The organism is Myroides odoratimimus (assembly GCF_038039805.1).
GTDB classification, from domain to species: Bacteria; Bacteroidota; Bacteroidia; order Flavobacteriales; family Flavobacteriaceae; genus Flavobacterium; species Flavobacterium odoratimimum_B.
In genome coordinates, this window is sequence record NZ_JBBPHK010000016.1 from 78,561 (window position 1) to 98,106 (window position 19,546).

At 35.8% G+C, this 19,546-nt stretch carries 18 protein-coding genes, 1 tRNA gene and 2 rRNA genes; 8 read left to right on the forward strand and 13 right to left on the reverse strand.

Features of this window, described 5'->3' with window-relative positions:
* Positions 1 to 240 precede the first annotated feature (240 nt).
* Positions 241 to 468 carry a hypothetical protein gene (locus tag AABL85_RS12475; RefSeq protein WP_006259916.1) on the reverse strand — a complete coding sequence of 76 codons (228 nt, stop codon included), beginning with the start codon at positions 466 to 468 and terminating at the stop codon, positions 241 to 243.
* Positions 469 to 537: 69 nt separating this feature from the next.
* Entirely contained in the window at positions 538 to 810 is a 273-nt protein-coding gene (locus AABL85_RS12480; RefSeq protein ID WP_341310323.1) for a hypothetical protein, read from the reverse strand.
* A gap of 272 nt (positions 811 to 1,082) precedes the next feature.
* On the opposite strand from AABL85_RS12480, the gene AABL85_RS12485 reads away from it, so the two are divergent.
* Positions 1,083 to 1,898, forward strand: a complete 816-nt coding sequence (locus tag AABL85_RS12485) for an XRE family transcriptional regulator (protein ID WP_006259918.1) — start codon at positions 1,083 to 1,085, stop codon at positions 1,896 to 1,898.
* 115 nt (positions 1,899 to 2,013) lie between these two features.
* Here AABL85_RS12485 and AABL85_RS12490 read toward each other — a convergent pair whose 3' ends face one another.
* The 4 genes from AABL85_RS12490 to AABL85_RS12505 all read right to left on the reverse strand — a co-directional run bounded on the left by AABL85_RS12490 (position 2,014) and on the right by AABL85_RS12505 (position 7,862).
* Positions 2,014 to 3,705 (reverse strand): M56 family metallopeptidase, encoded by a 1,692-nt coding sequence (locus tag AABL85_RS12490; protein WP_341310324.1) that lies wholly within the window; start codon positions 3,703 to 3,705, stop codon positions 2,014 to 2,016.
* A 163-nt stretch (positions 3,706 to 3,868) separates the two neighbouring features.
* Positions 3,869 to 4,231: a BlaI/MecI/CopY family transcriptional regulator gene (locus AABL85_RS12495; RefSeq protein WP_006259921.1), complete on the reverse strand. Its 363-nt coding sequence runs from the start codon at positions 4,229 to 4,231 to the stop codon at positions 3,869 to 3,871.
* 882 nt (positions 4,232 to 5,113) lie between these two features.
* The gene (locus AABL85_RS12500; RefSeq protein ID WP_341310325.1) at positions 5,114 to 5,575 is read right to left on the reverse strand and encodes a thioredoxin family protein; all 462 of its coding nucleotides are present in this window, start codon (positions 5,573 to 5,575) and stop codon (positions 5,114 to 5,116) included.
* Between the two features lie 16 nt (positions 5,576 to 5,591).
* Positions 5,592 to 7,862, reverse strand: a complete 2,271-nt coding sequence (locus AABL85_RS12505; RefSeq protein ID WP_341310326.1) for a TonB-dependent receptor — start codon at positions 7,860 to 7,862, stop codon at positions 5,592 to 5,594.
* Between the two features lie 85 nt (positions 7,863 to 7,947).
* Here AABL85_RS12505 and AABL85_RS12510 point away from each other — a divergent pair, with 85 nt between their 5' ends.
* Positions 7,948 to 8,604: a metal-dependent transcriptional regulator gene (locus AABL85_RS12510; protein WP_286415316.1), complete on the forward strand. Its 657-nt coding sequence runs from the start codon at positions 7,948 to 7,950 to the stop codon at positions 8,602 to 8,604.
* A gap of 40 nt (positions 8,605 to 8,644) precedes the next feature.
* Here the strand turns inward: AABL85_RS12510 and AABL85_RS12515 are convergent, their stop codons facing one another.
* The gene (locus tag AABL85_RS12515) at positions 8,645 to 9,574 is read right to left on the reverse strand and encodes a siderophore ABC transporter substrate-binding protein (RefSeq protein ID WP_341310327.1); all 930 of its coding nucleotides are present in this window, start codon (positions 9,572 to 9,574) and stop codon (positions 8,645 to 8,647) included.
* A gap of 169 nt (positions 9,575 to 9,743) precedes the next feature.
* Between AABL85_RS12515 and AABL85_RS12520 the strand changes: the two genes are divergently transcribed.
* From AABL85_RS12520 to aspS, 3 genes are all read left to right on the forward strand, one after another.
* Entirely contained in the window at positions 9,744 to 10,814 is a 1,071-nt protein-coding gene (locus AABL85_RS12520) for an NADH:flavin oxidoreductase/NADH oxidase (protein WP_341310328.1), read from the forward strand.
* Positions 10,815 to 10,846: 32 nt separating this feature from the next.
* Positions 10,847 to 12,001, forward strand: coding sequence for an MFS transporter (locus tag AABL85_RS12525; RefSeq protein ID WP_341310329.1), 1,155 nt, complete (start codon positions 10,847 to 10,849; stop codon positions 11,999 to 12,001).
* 94 nt (positions 12,002 to 12,095) lie between these two features.
* Positions 12,096 to 13,853, forward strand: a complete 1,758-nt coding sequence (aspS, locus tag AABL85_RS12530) for an aspartate--tRNA ligase (RefSeq protein ID WP_041894886.1) — start codon at positions 12,096 to 12,098, stop codon at positions 13,851 to 13,853.
* A 61-nt stretch (positions 13,854 to 13,914) separates the two neighbouring features.
* Here aspS and pth read toward each other — a convergent pair whose 3' ends face one another.
* The 3 genes from pth to AABL85_RS12545 form a co-directional block, all read right to left on the reverse strand.
* Positions 13,915 to 14,481, reverse strand: coding sequence for an aminoacyl-tRNA hydrolase (pth, locus tag AABL85_RS12535; RefSeq protein WP_006259930.1), 567 nt, complete (start codon positions 14,479 to 14,481; stop codon positions 13,915 to 13,917).
* 129 nt (positions 14,482 to 14,610) lie between these two features.
* Positions 14,611 to 15,219 (reverse strand): 50S ribosomal protein L25/general stress protein Ctc, encoded by a 609-nt coding sequence (locus AABL85_RS12540; protein WP_286415309.1) that lies wholly within the window; start codon positions 15,217 to 15,219, stop codon positions 14,611 to 14,613.
* Positions 15,220 to 15,247: 28 nt separating this feature from the next.
* Positions 15,248 to 16,189: a ribose-phosphate pyrophosphokinase gene (locus AABL85_RS12545; protein WP_006259932.1), complete on the reverse strand. Its 942-nt coding sequence runs from the start codon at positions 16,187 to 16,189 to the stop codon at positions 15,248 to 15,250.
* Positions 16,190 to 16,347: 158 nt separating this feature from the next.
* On the opposite strand from AABL85_RS12545, the gene AABL85_RS12550 reads away from it, so the two are divergent.
* Positions 16,348 to 16,430, forward strand: a tRNA-Leu gene (locus AABL85_RS12550).
* Between the two features lie 45 nt (positions 16,431 to 16,475).
* Here the strand turns inward: AABL85_RS12550 and AABL85_RS12555 are convergent.
* Positions 16,476 to 16,970, reverse strand: coding sequence for a DinB family protein (locus tag AABL85_RS12555; RefSeq protein ID WP_341310330.1), 495 nt, complete (start codon positions 16,968 to 16,970; stop codon positions 16,476 to 16,478).
* Positions 16,971 to 17,159: 189 nt separating this feature from the next.
* Here AABL85_RS12555 and AABL85_RS12560 point away from each other — a divergent pair, with 189 nt between their 5' ends.
* Together AABL85_RS12560 and AABL85_RS12565 are read left to right on the forward strand one after the other, a co-directional pair.
* Entirely contained in the window at positions 17,160 to 18,032 is an 873-nt protein-coding gene (locus AABL85_RS12560; protein ID WP_341310331.1) for a cupin-like domain-containing protein, read from the forward strand.
* A 19-nt stretch (positions 18,033 to 18,051) separates the two neighbouring features.
* On the forward strand, positions 18,052 to 18,516 hold the full coding sequence (locus tag AABL85_RS12565) for a regulatory protein RecX (protein ID WP_286415235.1): 465 nt from the start codon (positions 18,052 to 18,054) through the stop codon (positions 18,514 to 18,516).
* A 147-nt stretch (positions 18,517 to 18,663) separates the two neighbouring features.
* Here the strand turns inward: AABL85_RS12565 and rrf are convergent.
* Both rrf and AABL85_RS12575 read right to left on the reverse strand, forming a co-directional pair.
* Positions 18,664 to 18,773, reverse strand: a 5S ribosomal RNA gene (gene rrf, locus AABL85_RS12570).
* Between the two features lie 103 nt (positions 18,774 to 18,876).
* Positions 18,877 to 19,546, reverse strand: a 23S ribosomal RNA gene (locus AABL85_RS12575); the annotation flags it as partial.

A 19,546-nucleotide genomic window follows, 5' to 3' on the forward strand; every position in this document is an offset into this window, starting at 1 on the left:
CAAGTACTACTCCTATATTCCTAATTTTTATTTCTGCATTTCTACTCTACAAAGATCGCTCTTTTACTACCCCCTACTCAACTTTCTGTTAAGTAACTGAACACTCTTGTTCACTTCTTATAGTCACTGTTGATAACCTAATTATTATTCTACAAAGATCTCACTTATCAACACCATAACCTATTTGTTGTCAAGAGGCTGAACAACTCTGTTCACATCTTATAAACACTGTTGATAACTCTAATCTAGGTCTTTCATAGTTGCCTCTATTTTTGCGAGTTCTTTATACACTGGTGTATTCAGCACTTCATATAGAGTCGTACGAGAGATAGGATACACAGGACAGATATATTTCTTCCACACCACCGTCACTGGGATGTCTTCTGTCTTGTATTGATTATACAAATCCAAGATCAGTTTATATCTTCTCAACTTATTTAATTGACTACCTGCTACTCTTTTTGTCATAACTTTTATTTTTAATGATAAAACAACTTAATAATCGAAACTTTATTTATAAAACTTATTCCTTATACACTACCTTCTAGATCTTAGCTTAGCTATTTTTTCTTCTAACTCCCTAGATATTTGATAAGGTTTTAGCTCTTCATCTCCACCTACGCTTAGGTGATACCCTCTCTCTTGGTTTATACAGATACGCTCCCCTGAGGTAAAGTATCCAGTGCCATTAGTTCTGTATAAAGCACTGTATAGATACAGTTCACGCTCTATACTTCGTTTCTCTTTTAAAGTCAGAATAGCTGGCTCTCCTGCTTCAAATACGGTTGATGTACTCATCACTGCTTTCATAATAATTTATTTTTTGGTGTTGATATATCGAACAAAACACACCCAGAATATAAACATCGTTCGTATTATAAAGGAGAGTTTACTGCTTATTTAGAATATCTTACTCGAATCAGTCGAAGTATTCTACCGCTATTATTTCAGTTTATCCCTTTAAAATTAGCTATCTATGCTTTTTTTGACTAATTTTGTTCCTATTACTCTTACAAATATATAAACAAAGTTTCGATTATAAAAACAATTGGAAACATAGTTTTAAAAATATCATTACTATTATGGATAGAATTCAACGCGTTAACGATGCCATCAAGTGGATTTTCTTTGAGGGATTAGCGAAGAACCAAACAGATCTAGCTCAAAAACTAGGGTATACTAAGTCTTCTTTCTCTCAGATAGTAAATGGACGTGTAAACATCAGCGATAACTTTATAGAGAATCTAACCAAATTTGCCCTAAGCTTAAGCAAGCATTGGTTACTAACAGGAGAAGGGAGTATGTTATTAACATCACATACATCTCCAGCGATACAAGAGCTAACAGGAGATACTCCTACGCAAGAGCTCTATAACTTCGAAGCCACTAATATTACGAAGGATACTGTACCTGAGATTATGTATAATAATCACGGAAACAAGTTTACCTTCTACCCTGATGGGCGTATCTATATAGAGGTACTGAAGATCCCTTCATCAGCTCATGCTTCTTATATTACCTGCTATCAGGATGATGCACAGCTTATACAGGAGTTTGACACAGTACAGTTCAGAGTAGATAAGTTTGGGCTTGGTCATTATAAGGCATTTGATGTAGTAGGAGACTCTATGAATGGAGGGAATATAGAAGATACCCCTGATGGAGCAGAAGTACTAGGACGTGAAGTAGGACGTCACCTATGGGAAGGCGGTTTTAGAAACACTACTTATGGGTTCATCGTCATCACTAAAGATGCTACCTTCTTAAAAGACATTACGAACTATGACGAGAAAAAAGGTGTCATCACCCTATCTAGCCGTAATAAAATATACGAACCATTTGAATACCCTATTAATAGCGTATACCAAATATTCCACGTGATTAAACGTATTTTCTAAACAGATAATTTACTTAAAATAATAAAGCCAGATCGTAATCTGGCTTTATCTCTTTTTAGTGGTAACCTCTTATAGAGATCACACTCGCTAACATAATCTTATATAAGAATATTACTTAAGGTTTTACACGTATTAGGATAACCCCTTCTCTTCCTTCTTCACCATATTTTTCGACTGCTGCATCTCCTTTAAATACATCCATTGACACCATTTTATCTGTGCGTATATTTTTTAGATCTTCGGCAGACTTCTTCATACCATTGACATATACTAGTCCTTTATAGTCGCTATTCTGTACTTGAGTCATATCCCTAATGACTTTTTCTTTATATTTTTTAGTTATCACTTCTACTCTAGCCTCATTCGCACGATCCTCATCTGTCATTAATGTAAAACCATACACAGAACCATTGCCCGTATAGCCAAGTTCATCAGCTGCAGCTGCCCTATTATAAACGCGAACAGTTTTAACACCTGATTTCTCTATTAGTGCTTCTGCTTCATGTTTATTACTCTCATCATACAGCTTTCCGTTTACATAATACACAAACTCCCCTTTACTGCGCTTATCTGATTTAATGATAACTACATTCTTACCATCTATTACTGTGCCTTCCGTCAACTTCTTTCTGTATTCTTCTAAACGAAAATCTAGATCTTCTTTTGCTGCCTCCCTTTTCTTTCTCTCTTCTAGCATTCTAGAACGAGCAGCTTCCGCTTTAGCTATACTTTCTTCTCGTGCTTTAGTTAACTCTTCTTTTCGTGCTTTTAAAGCTTCTTTACGTATTTCTTCCGCTTTAGCTAGAATTACTTTTCTCTCTTCTAATATCTCTTTGCTTACACGCTCAGCCTCTTCTCTTATACGCTCAGTTTCATCCACTAGTCTAGACGCTTTCTCTCCTATTCTTATCGCTTCTTCCGTTATTGCTGCCATATCATCATGATTAGGAGCCTTCTTTTTACCAGATTGATCTAGCTGATCCTCTTCTGCCTCAGTAGTTATGTCTGTATACTCATCTAATAAAGTGTCTTCTACATGATCTACTTCAAAAGCTGGACTCTCTATATATTTCGCTTTTACCTCTATCTGAAAGAGGAAAAAGAACCCTGCTAATACAGGAGTGATTAATAATAATTTTAAACGTTTCATATTAGTTGATTTTGGGTTGTTAAGCATTAATATACGCTTCTTCAGATCTGAAGAGCCAAAAGTATTCACCACAGGTACACACGCTATCTTATTAGACTCGTATAGTACGAGTGCGCGCTGATACATATAGCTATCCTCTCTTTTCGCAATCTCTTGATCTACGATATACTCCAGATTTAGGTTTACCTCTTTCTGTAGCAATCGTATCATCGGATTAAACCAGAATACGTGTTTTAACCCCTCTAAGAGGATAAGGTCTAAGCTGTGCTTCTGCTGTACGTGTACTTCCTCGTGGAGCAACACTACCTCTAGCTGATTCAGCTCTTCATAATCCTTTGGCAATACGATATAGTGTAGAAAAGAATAAGCATCACTACTCGTTCTATCCACTCGTATATTCTGATGAATATCCGTCTTAGGCATATTACTAATACGTCTGACTAGCTTGATCAGTTTATACCCAAACCACAAAAGGCTCAATAGCGTGATCGTTAAATAAAGATAAGATGTGTACTGATACACCTCATTCATCGTCCATAGACTCTCCTCTTGTACTATCTCCACATCCTCCACTACATCCATAATCGGGAGAGGCATTGGCGCTAAGATGATCGTTTCTACCTTCGTATAAGTAAGCAAAGGCAGTATTAGACTCAAAAAAATACCACTTATAAAATACAATCGATTCGTCTTGACGTACGTCTCTTTCTGTAAAAACAGTTTATAGCATAAATACACTACCAGTAGTAGTCCATTTACCTTTAATATATATATAAGAATAGGTGTCATAATTCAGTTGATTGGTTGGTTGTTAATCAAACTATTTTTTATTCTTTTCTATAATATCCATTAGCTCTTCTAGCTCTGTCTTAGATAATTTTTTATCCTTCACGAAGAAACTAACTAGATTGCTAAACGAATTATCAAAGTACTTCTCCATGGTCTCTTCCATAAACATCTTTCGATAGTCTTCTTTCTTCACCAGAGGATAGTACTGATGTGACTTGCCATAAGCTTTATAAGACACTACCCCTTTTTCTTCTAATATACGAACTAGCGTAGAGAGTGTATTATAATGTGGCTTAGGCTCTGGCATGTGCTCTAGAATATCATTCACAAATCCCTTTTCTAATTTCCAAAGGATGCACATAATCTCTTCTTCTTTATTGGTCAATTTTTCCATAATCCTAATTTGATATACACAAACATATAACTATTTTATTAGTTATAAAACTAATTATTTAGTTTTTAATTAAAATAATAAAGCTATACAAGTCAATCTGAATACTTAAACAGTCTTTATTCCTTATCAATAAAGCGATGCGTTAAATCCCTTCTTAATTTAGACTACGTGTACTTGACTAGTTATCAATGTGTCTTTGATATAGAATAAAATACTTTTTTATAACATCTTCTGATGTTCTACGATAGCGTTTAGCTTGCACTTCCTTGAGGTTTTCTTGCACTTTCCTCGAAGTTTTCTTGCCTAGAGCATGGTTTTGTCGAAGAAAGGTGCCAGCAAGGTGCTAGCAAACCCCTAGCAAATCGGTAGTAAACTAAAGATATGCTATCACAGGATATGAGAAAATTATAGGTCGAAAGCTTAAGCCAAATTCACCTATATGTATACTAAGTCTTCTCAGAACTTATAAACAGCCTTAAACTTTAATAAAAAAAACTACAATCTCTATCATCTTATAATCATCTAGACATTCAGAAAAAGAAAATTTTATGTTTTTAAATTGAGTATCAGCTTAAAAACATCATAAATAGGCAAACTACTTCACTATCACATCGAGGTCAAACTACTCTAAAAAAGCTAGGTGTATGGAAGAAAACAGTAAGGTCATTAGAAGCAATACTTAATGTACAACATATCTAATACTACTAAACAAAAAAAGGCCTTACACAGTAGTGTACTGTGTAAGGCCTGCAACATAATTCTAACTAACTATGTATCTAATACAAATGTATATGTACAGATGTACTAATACTGCAACTATTAAATCGTCAATACATATACGCTTAACGTTCTGTACTGTATCTAGTCTTATTATTCTAAATGCTAAGAAGGTTTTATAGCATTCAGTAGTTTATACATATCATTAGATCGTACATACGCAAAATGTCGATACATGATCTCTAGTTTCTCATTCAGAAATATAACAGCGGGATAAGCATTAGACTGAGCTAACTCTTTTGCTAACTCGTGCTGCTTTGCATGAACACCAGTCTTTCTCAGCTCATAGCGCTTTCCTTTATACTCTATAGCTTCTTCTTGTTCTGCATTAAAAGAGATGAAATAAAAATCTTCATCTAACTTCTGCATCACTTTATCATTGTTCAACGTCTTCTTTTCCATCAGGGTACAATAGCTACACCAATCTGTATGCATAAACACCACAACGGGCTTAGGGTTAGTAGCCATCACTTGCTCTAACTCCGAAAACATTATCTCTTTGGGTTGAGCATAGAGCGCTAACCCAAAGAAATAACTAAACATGAAAAAAAAATAAAATCTCGTCATTCTGCTTATGTGCTAACTAAAAAATGTTATATCTCACTCCTAAGAATCCTCTTATCCCTTGTAATGGGGTATAACTATAATCGTTTGGTTCGAAGATTACATCATTTCTACCTGGAGGTGGTGCTACACCATTACCTGGCTCTCCGAATGGATCCCACCATCTAGAGATCGGATCTTCTTTTGGTAACGTATTGAATAAGTTCTTCACTCCTCCGTATACTTCGAATCCGTTGTTAAACTTCTTAGTCACTTGGATATTTGCTAATACTGTCCATGGTGAGTACTCAGGTCTATAGTCATTCTCTACGCGTGGTAATCTCATCGGTCCTTTCCAGTCTGATGTTAAATCTGCTGTGAATCCGCTACCGAAGTTATAACTTGCGATAAAGTTACCTGACCATTTAGGAGAGTGATAAATTTGCTCTCTTACTCCGTCTTCTTTTCTGAATACATCCATATAAGTAGCTCCTGCCATCAACTTCAGTGGGAAGTCAAATGTCACATCTACATTAAGAGATACTCCTTTAGAGATAGCATGCCCATCTAGGTTAGCATAGATAATCTTAGTCTGGTCTGTATCTGTATCTGCATCAATCTTGTTCGTGAAATAAGTATAGAACCCGTTCAAATCGAAATTAAACACTCCGAAATTAGAAGGTACTTTTACTGTATAGTTGATATTAGCATTGTATGATTTCTCTGGGTCTAGTTTTTCAGCGAATACTACTTCTCTAGCTCCTGATAACGCTCTGTGATCTTCTGTGAAGACATTCACGACACGGAACCCTGTACCAAAACTTCCTCTTAAGGTATGGTGTGGATGAGGTGTGTACTTGTATCCTACACGTGGAGAGTGAATCCCCTTATGTGTCTTATCATAATCAAAACGGTATCCTAATAATAATTTGTTCTTTTTATTAAGCGTCCATTCATCTTGGATAAAGATACCTGGTATTGGTGTTTCTTCTGGTTGATTCTTTACTAATCCGTTCTCATCATAGATACCCGTAGCACGAGTATTGTCATCATAATAAGTGTACTTAAATGACGAACCTAGTAAAAGACTGTGGTTTCCTAAGGTCTTATCCCAATAAGCTTGAGCGAAAGCTACCTGTTGTTTAGCATCATAAGACTCTGGTCCATACATAGAGTTCTGCTTGTGATAGATGTAAGAGAACTGTGTATAGATATTCTCTGTAGTCGGTAGCTGGTACATCCCTATCGCTTCGAAGCGGTTAGTGAAGATGCTCTCTGCATATACCTCTTCTCCTCCACGGTGTTGCTTGCGCTTCCAGTTAGTCTCTCCTCCCCATCTATCTTCATACACATAGCGCAGTGCAAGACTAGCTACTTTATCATCCTTTCTCTTTAGAGAGACTTTATTGAATAGAGATACTCTGTCTTGTTGTGTTACATCTGTAAAACCATCCCCGTTTTTATCTTTTCGTTCTCCGAACTTAAAGTAGTTCCCTCCGAAAAGTCCTTTTACCTTATTCCCTAGTTTATAACTAGCTCCTAAATCAATATTATTCTCTAACCAAGTCGTGCTGAACGCATCTACACTTAGCTTCGCTGCGTGTTCGGGATCTTTAGTAATCACGTTGATAATACCACCCATCGCTTCTGTTCCGTATAGTGAAGAGGCAGGCCCCTTAACTACTTCTACTCTCTCGATCATATTCGTCGGGATACCGAATAGCCCGTATACAGTCGATAGAGATGATACGATAGGCATACCATCGATCAGGATCATAGTATACGGCCCTTCCATACCATTGATATGGATGTCACCTGTATTACATACATTACAGTTTAGCTGAGGTTGTACCCCATTGATCATCTGTACAGCGTCAAATAAACTAGCTGTAGGATTCTTCTCAAAGAATGCAGGTGTATATATCTCTACAGGTACTACTGCTTCTGACTTTAGCACAGGCTTCAGTGTACCAGAGATAACGATCTCATCTAGATTAGCATCTTCTTTTAGTTCGAAAGATACTGTACTCGTCTGAGTTCCTTTTACAGTTACCTTTTTGGTCTGAGCGGCAAAACCTACGAAGTCTGCCTTCACCGTATAGCTTCCTTCTTTTAAGGACTCGAAAGTAAAACTACCTTGCTCATCAGTGACTACTCCCTTATCTGTTCCAACTAATGTAACTGTAGCATAAGAAAGCGCAGTTCCATTAGAAAGAACTTTTCCTTTGATATTTTGAGCATAGGAATTCAATGCAAAAAAGAGACAAAGAAAAATATTTATTGTTACAAGTTTAAAAATACTTTTACGCATGGCTTTTAATTAAATTTAGGCAAAGCTAAAAATTAATTTGTAATTAAAAAAACACTAACTTTGTATTTAAACAAAAAAACAATCCATGCTTACCTATTCAGAAGAGAATTATTTAAAAACTATATTCCATTTATCACTAGGGCAAACTCAAGGAATTTCGACAAATGCTATTGCTGCAAAAATAGAAACCAAAGCCTCATCTGTGACAGATATGATAAAGAAGCTAAATGATAAGGAGCTGATTAAATATCAAAAGTATCAAGGAGTTACACTTACTCCTAAGGGAGTTATGGCTGCTAAGATGATCGTGAGAAAGCACAGACTATGGGAGGTATTCTTAGTGGATAAACTTGGATTTAATTGGGATGAAGTTCACGATGTAGCAGAAGAATTAGAACATATAAAATCAGAAAAGTTAATTAATAAACTAGATGCATTTCTAGGATTCCCGACAGAAGATCCTCATGGAGACCCTATTCCTAACGAAAAAGGAGAAATAAAACAGATAGATAAAAAATTATTATCCGAAATAGACGCTAATCAAGAAGTGGTATGTGTAGGGGTAAAAGACTCTTCTACAGAATTTTTACAGTACTTAGATAAACAGAAAATATCTTTAGGGTCAAAACTAGAGATATTAGATATAGAGCCTTTTGATCAGTCGTACACCATCAGAGTAGACGACCATACGATCACCATCACCAAAAAAATAGCAAGTAATCTGTTCGTTAAAAAACAATAGACATAAAAAAAGCTTCTCTTTCGAGAAGCTTTTTACTTTATTATTTGTACGCTTTCATTACTTCATCTAACATGATATTTAGAGAGATATATCCTCCTCCTGCAAGATACCATGCATTAGGATCTAGATAAACAATCTTACCATTCTTATATGCATTAGTCTTTTGAATCAATGGATTCTCAACATCTTTTTTATCAGCATTTACATTCTCCATTACAGCACCTCTATCGATGATAAAGATAATGTCAGGATTGTGTTCTAGCACAAACTCACTAGATACTACATTACCGTGATCACTTCCGCCCATCAAACCTGCTGCTGCAGACTTCACACCTAAATCATTAAATATATATCCATAACGAGAGTCCTCTCCAAAGGCACTATAACTCTTATTGTTATATAAGATTAATAAAGCTTTAGCATCGCTCTTATTAATCACTTCTTTCATCTCAGCTACTTTAGTATCGATATTCTCAATCAATTTATCTGCCTTATCTTCTACTTGAAAAACAGAACCAATTGTTTTAAGATTGTCTTTTGTGCTTGCTAAATAATTACTTCCTGATATTCCTAAAGAAATGGTAGGAGCTATTTTAGCGAACTCTGGGTAATCTTTATCAAACCAGTTACTCATAATGATTAGATCTGGATCTACTGAACTTACTAACTCATAGTTAGGCTGCATAAAAGATCCTACATTCACAATACTCTCGTCATCTGCATATTTAGAAAGGAAATTAGGACTGTACACCTTAGCCATTCCCTTAAATGGTATACCTAATTCTGCCATATTCTCCATCGCTCCCACGTCGAACACTACTACATTCTCTAGTTTTTTATTAAAACTAACTGATCTACCCATGTTCTCTATCGTAATCGTCTCTTCAGAAGAAGCTTTAGTGTTTTCTTTTTTACAACCTACAAAAAGCATGGCTGCTAGTACTGTACTAGTAATAACCTTAGAAGTCATTCTCATTATGTCTTTATTTAAATTAATTATAAATAACAAATATAAGGTTACTTGAGAAGAACTCCTCAAATTATTGTAACTTTTATTGCTAAAAATATCTTTTAGGACAAAAGACCTTCTATTCTATTTTGGAATTAATAATTTTGCATCACCAAACAACACACAAATTATGAAAACTCTATTTTCTCCTTTAAAACTAAGGGACAATACTTTACACAATAAAATCATTGTTTCACCTATGTGTCAATATTCTGCAAAAGATGGTTTTGCGAGTGATTGGCACCTTGTACACTATGGGCAATTTGCGATAGGAAAAGCTGCTGCCATTGTACAAGAAGCGACAGCCATAAGTCCAGAAGGAAGAATAACCTATGCTGATTTAGGAATATGGTCAAATGAACATATAACCAAACTAAAGCAGATAACTGACTTTATAAAAAGTCAAGGTTCTGTACCTGGTATACAATTAGCCCACGCAGGAAGAAAGGCAAGTTGTGAAAAACCTTGGATCAATAGAGCGCAGATAGCTCCAAATAGTGAGAATGGATGGCAAACTATAGCTCCTTCTGCTATTGCCTTCAACGAAGGAGAAAACCTTCCGATAGCAATGGATAAAGTAGAGATTAAAAGAATAGTAGAAGCTTTTAGACAAGGGGCTGAACGTGCTGTAAAAGCAGGCTATGAAATCATAGAGCTACACGGCGCTCATGGTTACCTACTACATCAGTTCTTATCTCCATTAACCAATCTGCGTACAGATGAGTATGGAGGTACTTTTGAGAATAGGATTAGACTAATCTTAGAAGTCATAGAGGCCGTTAAATCTGTCTTGACTACTCAAAGTCTGTGGTTAAGAATATCAGCTACTGACTGGGCTGATGGAGGTTGGACTTTAGAGGAGAGCATAAAGCTAGCTAAGATAGTATATGAAAAAGGAGTAGAACTTATAGATGTAAGTACAGGAGGGCTAGTAAGACATCAACAAATAAAAGTTGAGGTTAATTATCAAGTTCCTTTTGCAGAAGCCATAAAACAACAAACCAATATACTAGTAGGTACCGTAGGCCTAATCAAGACAGGGCAACAGGCAGAAGATATACTAATGGCTAATCAAGCAGACTGTATCTTACTCGGTAGAGAATTTCTAAGAGATCCTCACTTCGTCATGAGAGCAGCTAATGAACTTGGTGTGAGTTTAGCATGGGCAAATCAATACGAAAGAGGAAAAGAAACAATATAATATTACATAAAATCAAACTCAGTAAAACAACAATGAACAAAAGTTTAATAGCATTAGCTGTAGGTGGGCTAGCCATCGGAATGACAGAATTCTCAATGATGGGACTACTACCTGACATCGCTAAAGACTTACAAATAAGCATACCTAAAGCGGGTAACTTCATCTCTACTTATGCCTTAGGGGTAGTAGTAGGAGCTCCATTACTAGTAATGTCTTCTAATAAATACGCTCCTCACAAAATATTGATGGCGTTAATGGTGATGTTCTCTTTCTTTCACTTACTATTTGTATTGTCACCTAGTTATACAACGTTAATTATCTCGCGTTTTATGTCAGGACTTCCTCATGGAGCATTCTTTGGGGTAGGATCTGTGGTAGCAACGCGATTAGCTCAAAAAGGAAAAGAGGCACAAGCAGTAGCCATCATGTTCGCAGGGCTTACTACTGCTAATCTAGTAGGAGTACCATTGAGTACATACATCGGACAAGAATATTCATGGAGAACAGCGTATATGCTAATCGCCTCTCTTGGAATTGTATCTGCTATCACTATTGCATTTTGGGTACCAAAATTAGAAGCAGACAAAGAAACAAATCTAAAGAAACAAACCGCCTTCTTTAAAACACCTATAGCCTGGGTATTAGTAGCGTTAATCTCTATTGGTACAGGAGGGTTATTTGCTTGGATTAGTTATATCGCACCGATGATGACTAATATTGCTTTAATATCAGAAGCTAAGATACCTTTAGTCATGACCTTAGTAGGGCTAGGTATGTTCTTAGGAAACTTCGTAGGAGGAAAACTAGCTGATACCTTCCCTCCTGCTAAAGCAGTTATTTTCTCTTTCTGTGCTATGGCTACTTGTTTAATTATCGTATATTACACTGTCCATATCCAATGGATGGCTTATGCAATGTCACTTATCACAGGATTAGTAGCATTCACGATCGGTTCGCCTTTACAAATGTTGTTAATCAACAATGCAAAAGGCTCTGAAATGTTAGCTGCTTCAGCTGGACAAGCTTCCTTCAATATCGGTAATGCATTAGGGGCCTCATTAGGAGGACTACCTATCACTTTGGGATTAGGATACAACTCACCGGAATGGGTAGGAGCTGGATTAGCGTTATGTGGAGCGTTACTAGCATATGTATTTATCAGAATGAAAAAAACAGAAACAGCTTAAAAATAGATATTTATAAAATCTAAAGCATATTGTTTTGGCTTTTATTCTATCATTCATAATAAGTTTATAAATTTGTAGGAAATAATTTTTAGCAATGTACAGAACGCATAATTGCGGAGCCTTAAGAGCTTCGGATATAAATACAGAAGTTACCCTATCAGGATGGGTAAGCAAGCATCGCGATAAAGGTTTTATGATTTGGGTTGATTTACGTGACCGTTACGGGATTACACAATTAATCTTTGATGCAGAGAGAACTGATAAAGCAGTATTCGAAGCAGCTAAAAACCTTGGACGAGAGTTTGTAATTCAAGTAAAAGGACAAGTAATCGAACGCGCTTCTAAAAACCCAAATATCCCTACAGGAGATATTGAGATTTTAGTAGATACGCTAACAGTGTTAAACGAATCTGCTGTTCCTCCATTTACTATCGAAGATGATACTGATGGTGGAGAAGATATCCGTATGAAATACCGTTACTTAGATATCCGTAGAAATCCAGTGAAGAACAATTTATTGTTTAGACACAAGGTAGCTCAAGAGGTAAGAAATTATCTTTCTGCTCAAGATTTCTGTGAGGTAGAAACTCCTTACTTAATTAGTTCTACTCCTGAAGGAGCACGTGACTTCGTAGTGCCTTCTCGTATGAATGCTGGAGAATTCTACGCTTTACCACAATCACCACAAACATTCAAGCAGTTGTTAATGGTAGGTGGTATGGATAGATACTTCCAAATAGTAAAATGTTTCCGTGACGAGGATTTACGTGCTGATAGACAGCCTGAGTTTACTCAGATAGACTGTGAAATGGCATTCGTAAACCAAGAAGATGTTATGGATACATTCGAAGGAATGACTAGACATTTACTAAAATCAGTTCATGGAATTGAAGTTGATAAGTTCCCTCGTATGACTTTTGAAGAAGCAATGCGAAAATATGGTAACGACAAACCAGATATCCGTTTTGGGATGGAGTTCGGTGAGTTAAATGCTGTAGCTCAACATAAAGAATTCGGTGTATTTAATAGTGCAGAGTTAGTAGTAGGTATAGCTGTTCCTGGCGCTGCTTCATACACTCGTAAAGAGATAGATGCTCTTATTGATTGGGTAAAACGCCCACAAGTAGGTGCTTCTGGTATGGTGTACTGTAAATGTGAAGCTGATGGATCATTTAAGTCTTCTGTAGATAAGTTCTATGACCAAGAAGATCTTAAGCAATGGGCTGAGGTGACTGGTGCTAAAGCTGGTGACTTAATCTTAGTACTTTCTGGTCCTGCAAATAAAACAAGAGCTCAATTAAGTGCTCTACGTATGGAATTAGGTAATCGTATGGGATTAAGAAAGTCTGATGAGTTCGCACCATTGTGGGTTATCGACTTCCCTCTATTCGAGTATGACGAAGAAGCTGGACGTTACTTCGCTATGCACCACCCATTTACTTCACCTAAAGTAGAAGATATTCCATTATTAGATACAGACCCAGGTAAAGTACGTGCTAATGCTTATGATATGGTATTAAACGGTAACGAAATTGGAGGTGGTTCTATTCGTATCCACGATAAAGCTACTCAAGAATTAATGTTTAAACACCTTGGATTTAGCAAAGAAGAAGCTGAAAAACAATTTGGTTTCTTAATGAATGCGTTCCAATATGGAGCACCACCTCATGGAGGTTTAGCTTTTGGTCTAGATAGATTAGTGGCTATCTTAGGAGGGCAAGAAACAATTAGAGACTTCATCGCATTCCCTAAAAACAACTCTGGTAGAGATGTAATGATTGACGCTCCGTCAACTATCACCCCAGAACAATTAGAAGAATTACATATCAATGTGGTAAAACCACAGGTATAATGATAAAAAAAGGAGTTACTCATTGAGTAACTCCTTTTTTACTTTATAAGCTTCACTTAATCTATTTTCCATTATAAGTATTCATAGCATTATTTAATCCTCCTAAAGCAAACTCTTGTACTGCCTTAGAAGCCATTTTAAGACGTTCTGGCAACTGTTCTTTCTCTTTCTCATCCCATACCCCTAAAACATAGTCAACTTGCTGTCCTTTCTTAAATTCATCACTGATACCAAATCTAAAACGAGGATATGCAGCAGAGTTTAAAGTACCTTGAATACTTTTTAATCCATTGTGACCTCCATCAGATCCTTTTGGCTTTATTCTAATGGTTCCGAAAGCTAGATTTAAATCATCTGTAATCACTAAAATATTCTCTACTGGAATCTTTTCTTTCTCCATCCAATACTGAACAGCCTTACCGCTTAGATTCATATATGTATTAGGCTTTAGTAATAAAAGTGTTCTACCTTTTATCTTTACTTCTGCTAAGCTTCCTAGTTTTACAGTTTGCCAATCTCCCCCAAGCTCATTAGCTATTTCGTCTACTACTTTAAAACCGATATTATGACGTGTGTTGATATACTCAGCACCGATATTTCCTAATCCTATAATTAAAAACTTCTTCATCCTTCTATTAATGACATAATTAATTGTGTTACAAAAGTACATTAAAGCAAAGAAGTAACCTTATTTTAAGACATAAAAAAAGCACCTGTGTAAACACAGGTGCTCTTAATAAATATCTTCTCAAAAGAATTATTTTTTCTTTGGAGTAGCTTTTGCTGCTTTTGCTGCTTCTTGAGCTGCTTTCATAGCTGCACGAGAAATTCTTACTTGACAGATTACAGTGTTATCAGTGTGTAACAATTTGTAATTGTTAACAGGTACATCAGTAACATATAATTTGTTCCCCATTTCTAAGTTAGAAATGTTTACTTCTACGAAGTCAGGTAAGTTAGCTGGTAAAGCCTTAACTTTCAATTTACGTAAGTTTAGGTTCAATACCCCTCCAGCCATTACTCCTTTAGAATTTCCAGTAATTTTAACTGGTACTTCTAATGTAATTTCTTTATCGTCATGTAATTGATAGAAATCGATGTGTAAGATTTTATCGCTTACTGGGTGGAACTGGATATCTTGTAAGATAGCGTTGAATGTTTTTCCACCTTCCAACTCAATTACCACTGTGTGTACGTTTGGAGTATAAACTAAATTTTTGAATGCTTTTTCTTCAGCAGAAAAATGCACAGCTGCTTCAGTTCCTCCGTATAACACGCAAGGTACCATTCCAGCATTACGTAAGGCTTTAGTTGATACTTTACCTACGCTTTCTCTTTCAGATCCTTTAATCGTAATTGATTTCATTTAAATATATTTAAAAAATTAATAAATTCTAAACTACAAAAGTCTTACTAATAGACTCATTAGCATGTACATTGTGCATTACTTCTGCAAATAATGGAGCACAACTTAATACTCTTATTTTATCACAAGGCTTCTTCAATGGAATTGAATCTGTAACGATTAATTCTTGAATAGCTGATTGTTCTATTTTCTCATAAGCACTTCCTGATAAAATAGCATGTGTACATATAGCTCTAACGCTTAATGCTCCACGCTCCATCATCATATCAGCTGCTTTAGCTAAAGTACCTCCTGTATCAATCATATCGTCAACTAAGATTACATTACGTCCTGTAACATCTCCTATTAACTCCATTTTATCAATAACATTAGCTTGCTTACGTTGTTTATAACAAATTACAACATCTGATTCTAAAAACTTAGAGTAAGCATAAGCTCTCTTAGATCCTCCCATATCAGGAGATGCAATTGTTAAATTGTCAAGTTTTAAGCTTTTTACATAAGGTAAAAAGATTGTAGATGCATATAAATGATCTACTGGTTTTTCAAAGAATCCTTGGATTTGATCTGCATGTAAATCCATAGTCATGATACGAGTTGCCCCTGCTGACTCAAGCAATTTAGCAACTAATTTCGCTCCAATTGGAACCCTTGGTTTGTCCTTTCTATCCTGTCTAGCCCATCCAAAATAAGGAATTACAGCCGTAATATGTCTTGCTGATGCACGTTTAGCAGCATCACACATTAGTAACAATTCCATCAGGTTATCTGATGACGGAAATGTAGAACATACTAAGAAAACTCTTCGTCCTCTAATTGATTCTTCAAAAGAAGGTTGAAACTCCCCATCACTGTAATGTGATAGAGTTACTTTTCCTAGTTCTACTCCGTATGCTTTTGCAATTTTCTCAGCAAGCTCAACGCTCTGAGCACATGCAAAAATCTTAGCGTCTGGTTCGAAATATGACATTATATAATTAGTTGTTATGTTGCGAGTTAGAGCTTAACTATATTTATTAAGCGGTGCAAATTTATAAAATATAAATTGAGAAAACGATTTTTTTTATATTTTTTCTTTGTACCTAATTTTTTTTATCTACATTTGCACTCACAAACAATAAGTCATCAGCCCGGATGGCGGAATTGGTAGACGCGCACGACTCAAACTCGTGTTCTTCGGAGTGTGGGTTCGATTCCCACTCCGGGCACCAAAAAAGCCTAACTCAATGAGTTAGGCTTTTTTAATATATATACTTTTATTTAGCATCATCTGCTGAAGGCCCATACATACCAGGTATAGGCACATCTAACAAACGCAAATAAACAGATAACTGTCCCCTATGGTGGTAGATATGATTATTTACGATAAATCGATTAGCTCCAACCTTTGGCATAGCAACAATTATATGATCACCTGATTTTAATTTCCACTCAGATATCCACTTTTCTTCATCAAACATATTTAAAGCAGATACAACAGCCTTTTCATACTTATCTAAAAGAACCAATAGTTCTTCTGTAGTTTGTGCTTCTAAAGGCTTGTAATCTACTTGAAAATCCAAACTATCCTTTGTTAGGATATTCTCAGTCCAAATAGTCAATTCTACAATATGCTTAGCCAAATCTCCTAAGCTCATAGACTTTTCATGAGGTTTCCAACCCCATCTGTCATTAGGCACACAAGAAATTATTTTCTTTGTACTATTCAATTCATGTCCAAATTCTAACAAATAACTATTACTTATACTCATGTTTTTGTTTTAAAGATACAACTATTACAAATAGATTAAACTAGTTCTTAAAATGTAGACCAATAACTTTTACGGTCACTAAACTTATTTTACGAATAACTTATAACAAAAACCAATAATGATTTATTAAATTTGAGGTTACATAAATTTAATACTACAGAGTTCAAAGAGGTATAAATGTAAAATAACATGAAAAAATTACAACTTCAAGAAATAGAAAGAGTAAAATCTATATCTGAAAAAGACTTTATTGAAAAATATTTTAAAAAACAGATTCCTGTTGTAATAGAAAACTTAACCGAAGACTGGCCTGCTTACAAAAAATGGCGTTTAAACTATATAAAAGAAATCGCTGGTGAAAAAATAGTGCCTCTTTATGATGACAGACCTGTTTCCCATAAAGATGGATTTAATGAAGCACATGCAACAATGAAAATGGCTGATTATATTGATCTACTTGAAAAGGAACCTACTGATTATAGAATATTTCTTTACAATATCATGAAAGAAGTACCGAGTCTTAGAAATGATTTCAGATGGCCTAAACTAGGATTACGCTTAGTAAAACAACTTCCGATGTTATTTTTTGGAGGAACAAATTCAAAGGTTTTCATGCATTTTGATATTGATTATTCTAATATATTACATTTTAATTTTAATGGAGAAAAGCAATGTATGCTATTTTCACCAAAACAAACGAAATACATGTATAAAATACCACATGCATTAATATCCAGAGAAGACATTGATTTTGACAATCCTGATTTTGATAAATGGCCTGCTTTAAAAAATGCAGAAGGATATATCTGTAACCTAAAACATGGAGAAATGCTTTATATGCCTGAGGGTTATTGGCACTATATGAAATACCTGACACCTAGTATATCAATGAGTCTAAGAGCATTTCCATCTAAATATAGTAACCTAGCAAAAGCGATCTATAATGTTACTATAATGAGATATTTCGATAGTTTTATGAGAAAGTTAAAAGGGCAAAATTGGATTGATTACAAAAACAAAAAAGCTATAATCACTACTCATAAAAGACTAGGTATAAAATAACTTAAAGAAGAATAAAAACATGTACCTAACACTAGAACAAGCAAAAAATAAATTAGAACATTTTTGTGCTTATCAAGACAGATGTCATGCTGAAGTTATATCTAAACTATACAATTTAAAGGTCTCCTCTGATCTACACGATGAAATACTCGTCTATCTAATAAATAATAAATTTCTAAACGAAGAGCGCTTTGCCCGTAGTTTTGCAAGAGGTAAACATCGTATTAGTGGATGGGGAAAAAACAGAATAATTGGAGAACTTAAACTCAAAAAAATATCAGCTAATCTAATAAAAATAGCGATGACTGAAATAGAAGACACAATGTATTTCGAAACTTTAAATAAACTAGCAGAACAACGTTGGCACTCTATAACAGATAAAGACTTAAATAAAAAAACACAAAAGTTAATAGGATACTTACACAGAAAAGGATATGAAATGGAATATATACTTGATAAAGTAAATGATCTTCAAAAAGAATAAGAGCCTATTAAGGCTCTTTTTTATAGCCTTATAAGACGTTTCAAAATTACTATAAACAATTGATACTTCTTTCTTTTAAACATTTAACATCTACCCTATACAAACAAAAAAATCCCCAACCTCTAATGAGATTGGGGATTCTATAAAGAAAGGCGGCGACATACTCTCCCACTGGTTAGCAGTACCATCTGCGCTAGCGGGCTTAACTTCTCTGTTCGAAATGGGAAGAGGTGAGCCCCGCTGCAATAACCACCTTAAATCGGTTGTTACTAAACGTAACTAATATTGTTAACTATATTGATATTTTAACTTAACTATCCTTAGAAAGTTGCCCTCCCCTTGTAGTTAAACAAGGGGAGATTCACATAAGCTTACGGGTTATTAGTACTACTCGACTTTGACATTACTGTCTTTACATCTATAGCCTATCAACGTTGTAATCTCCAACGACCCTTTAAAGAAATCTCATCTTGTGGTGGGTTTCGCACTTATATGCTTTCAGCGCTTATCCCTTCCCAACGTAGCTACTCTGCGATGCCCCTGGCGAGACAACAGATGCACTAGAGGTTGGTCCAATTCGGTCCTCTCGTACTAGAATCAGATCCACTCAAATTTCTAACGCCCACAGTAGATAGAGACCGAACTGTCTCACGACGTTCTGAACCCAGCTCGCGTGCCACTTTAATGGGCGAACAGCCCAACCCTTGGGACCTTCTCCAGCCCCAGGATGTGACGAGCCGACATCGAGGTGCCAAACCCCCCCGTCGATATGAGCTCTTGGGGGAGATCAGCCTGTTATCCCCGGCGTACCTTTTATCCTTTGAGCGATGGCCCTTCCATGCGGAACCACCGGATCACTATGCTCTACTTTCGTACCTGGTCGACTTGTTAGTCTCTCAGTCAAGCTCCCTTATACCATTGCACTCTACGCACGGTTACCAAGCGTGCTGAGGGAACCTTTAGAAGCCTCCGTTACTCTTTTGGAGGCGACCACCCCAGTCAAACTACCCACCAAGCAATGTCCTCCTTA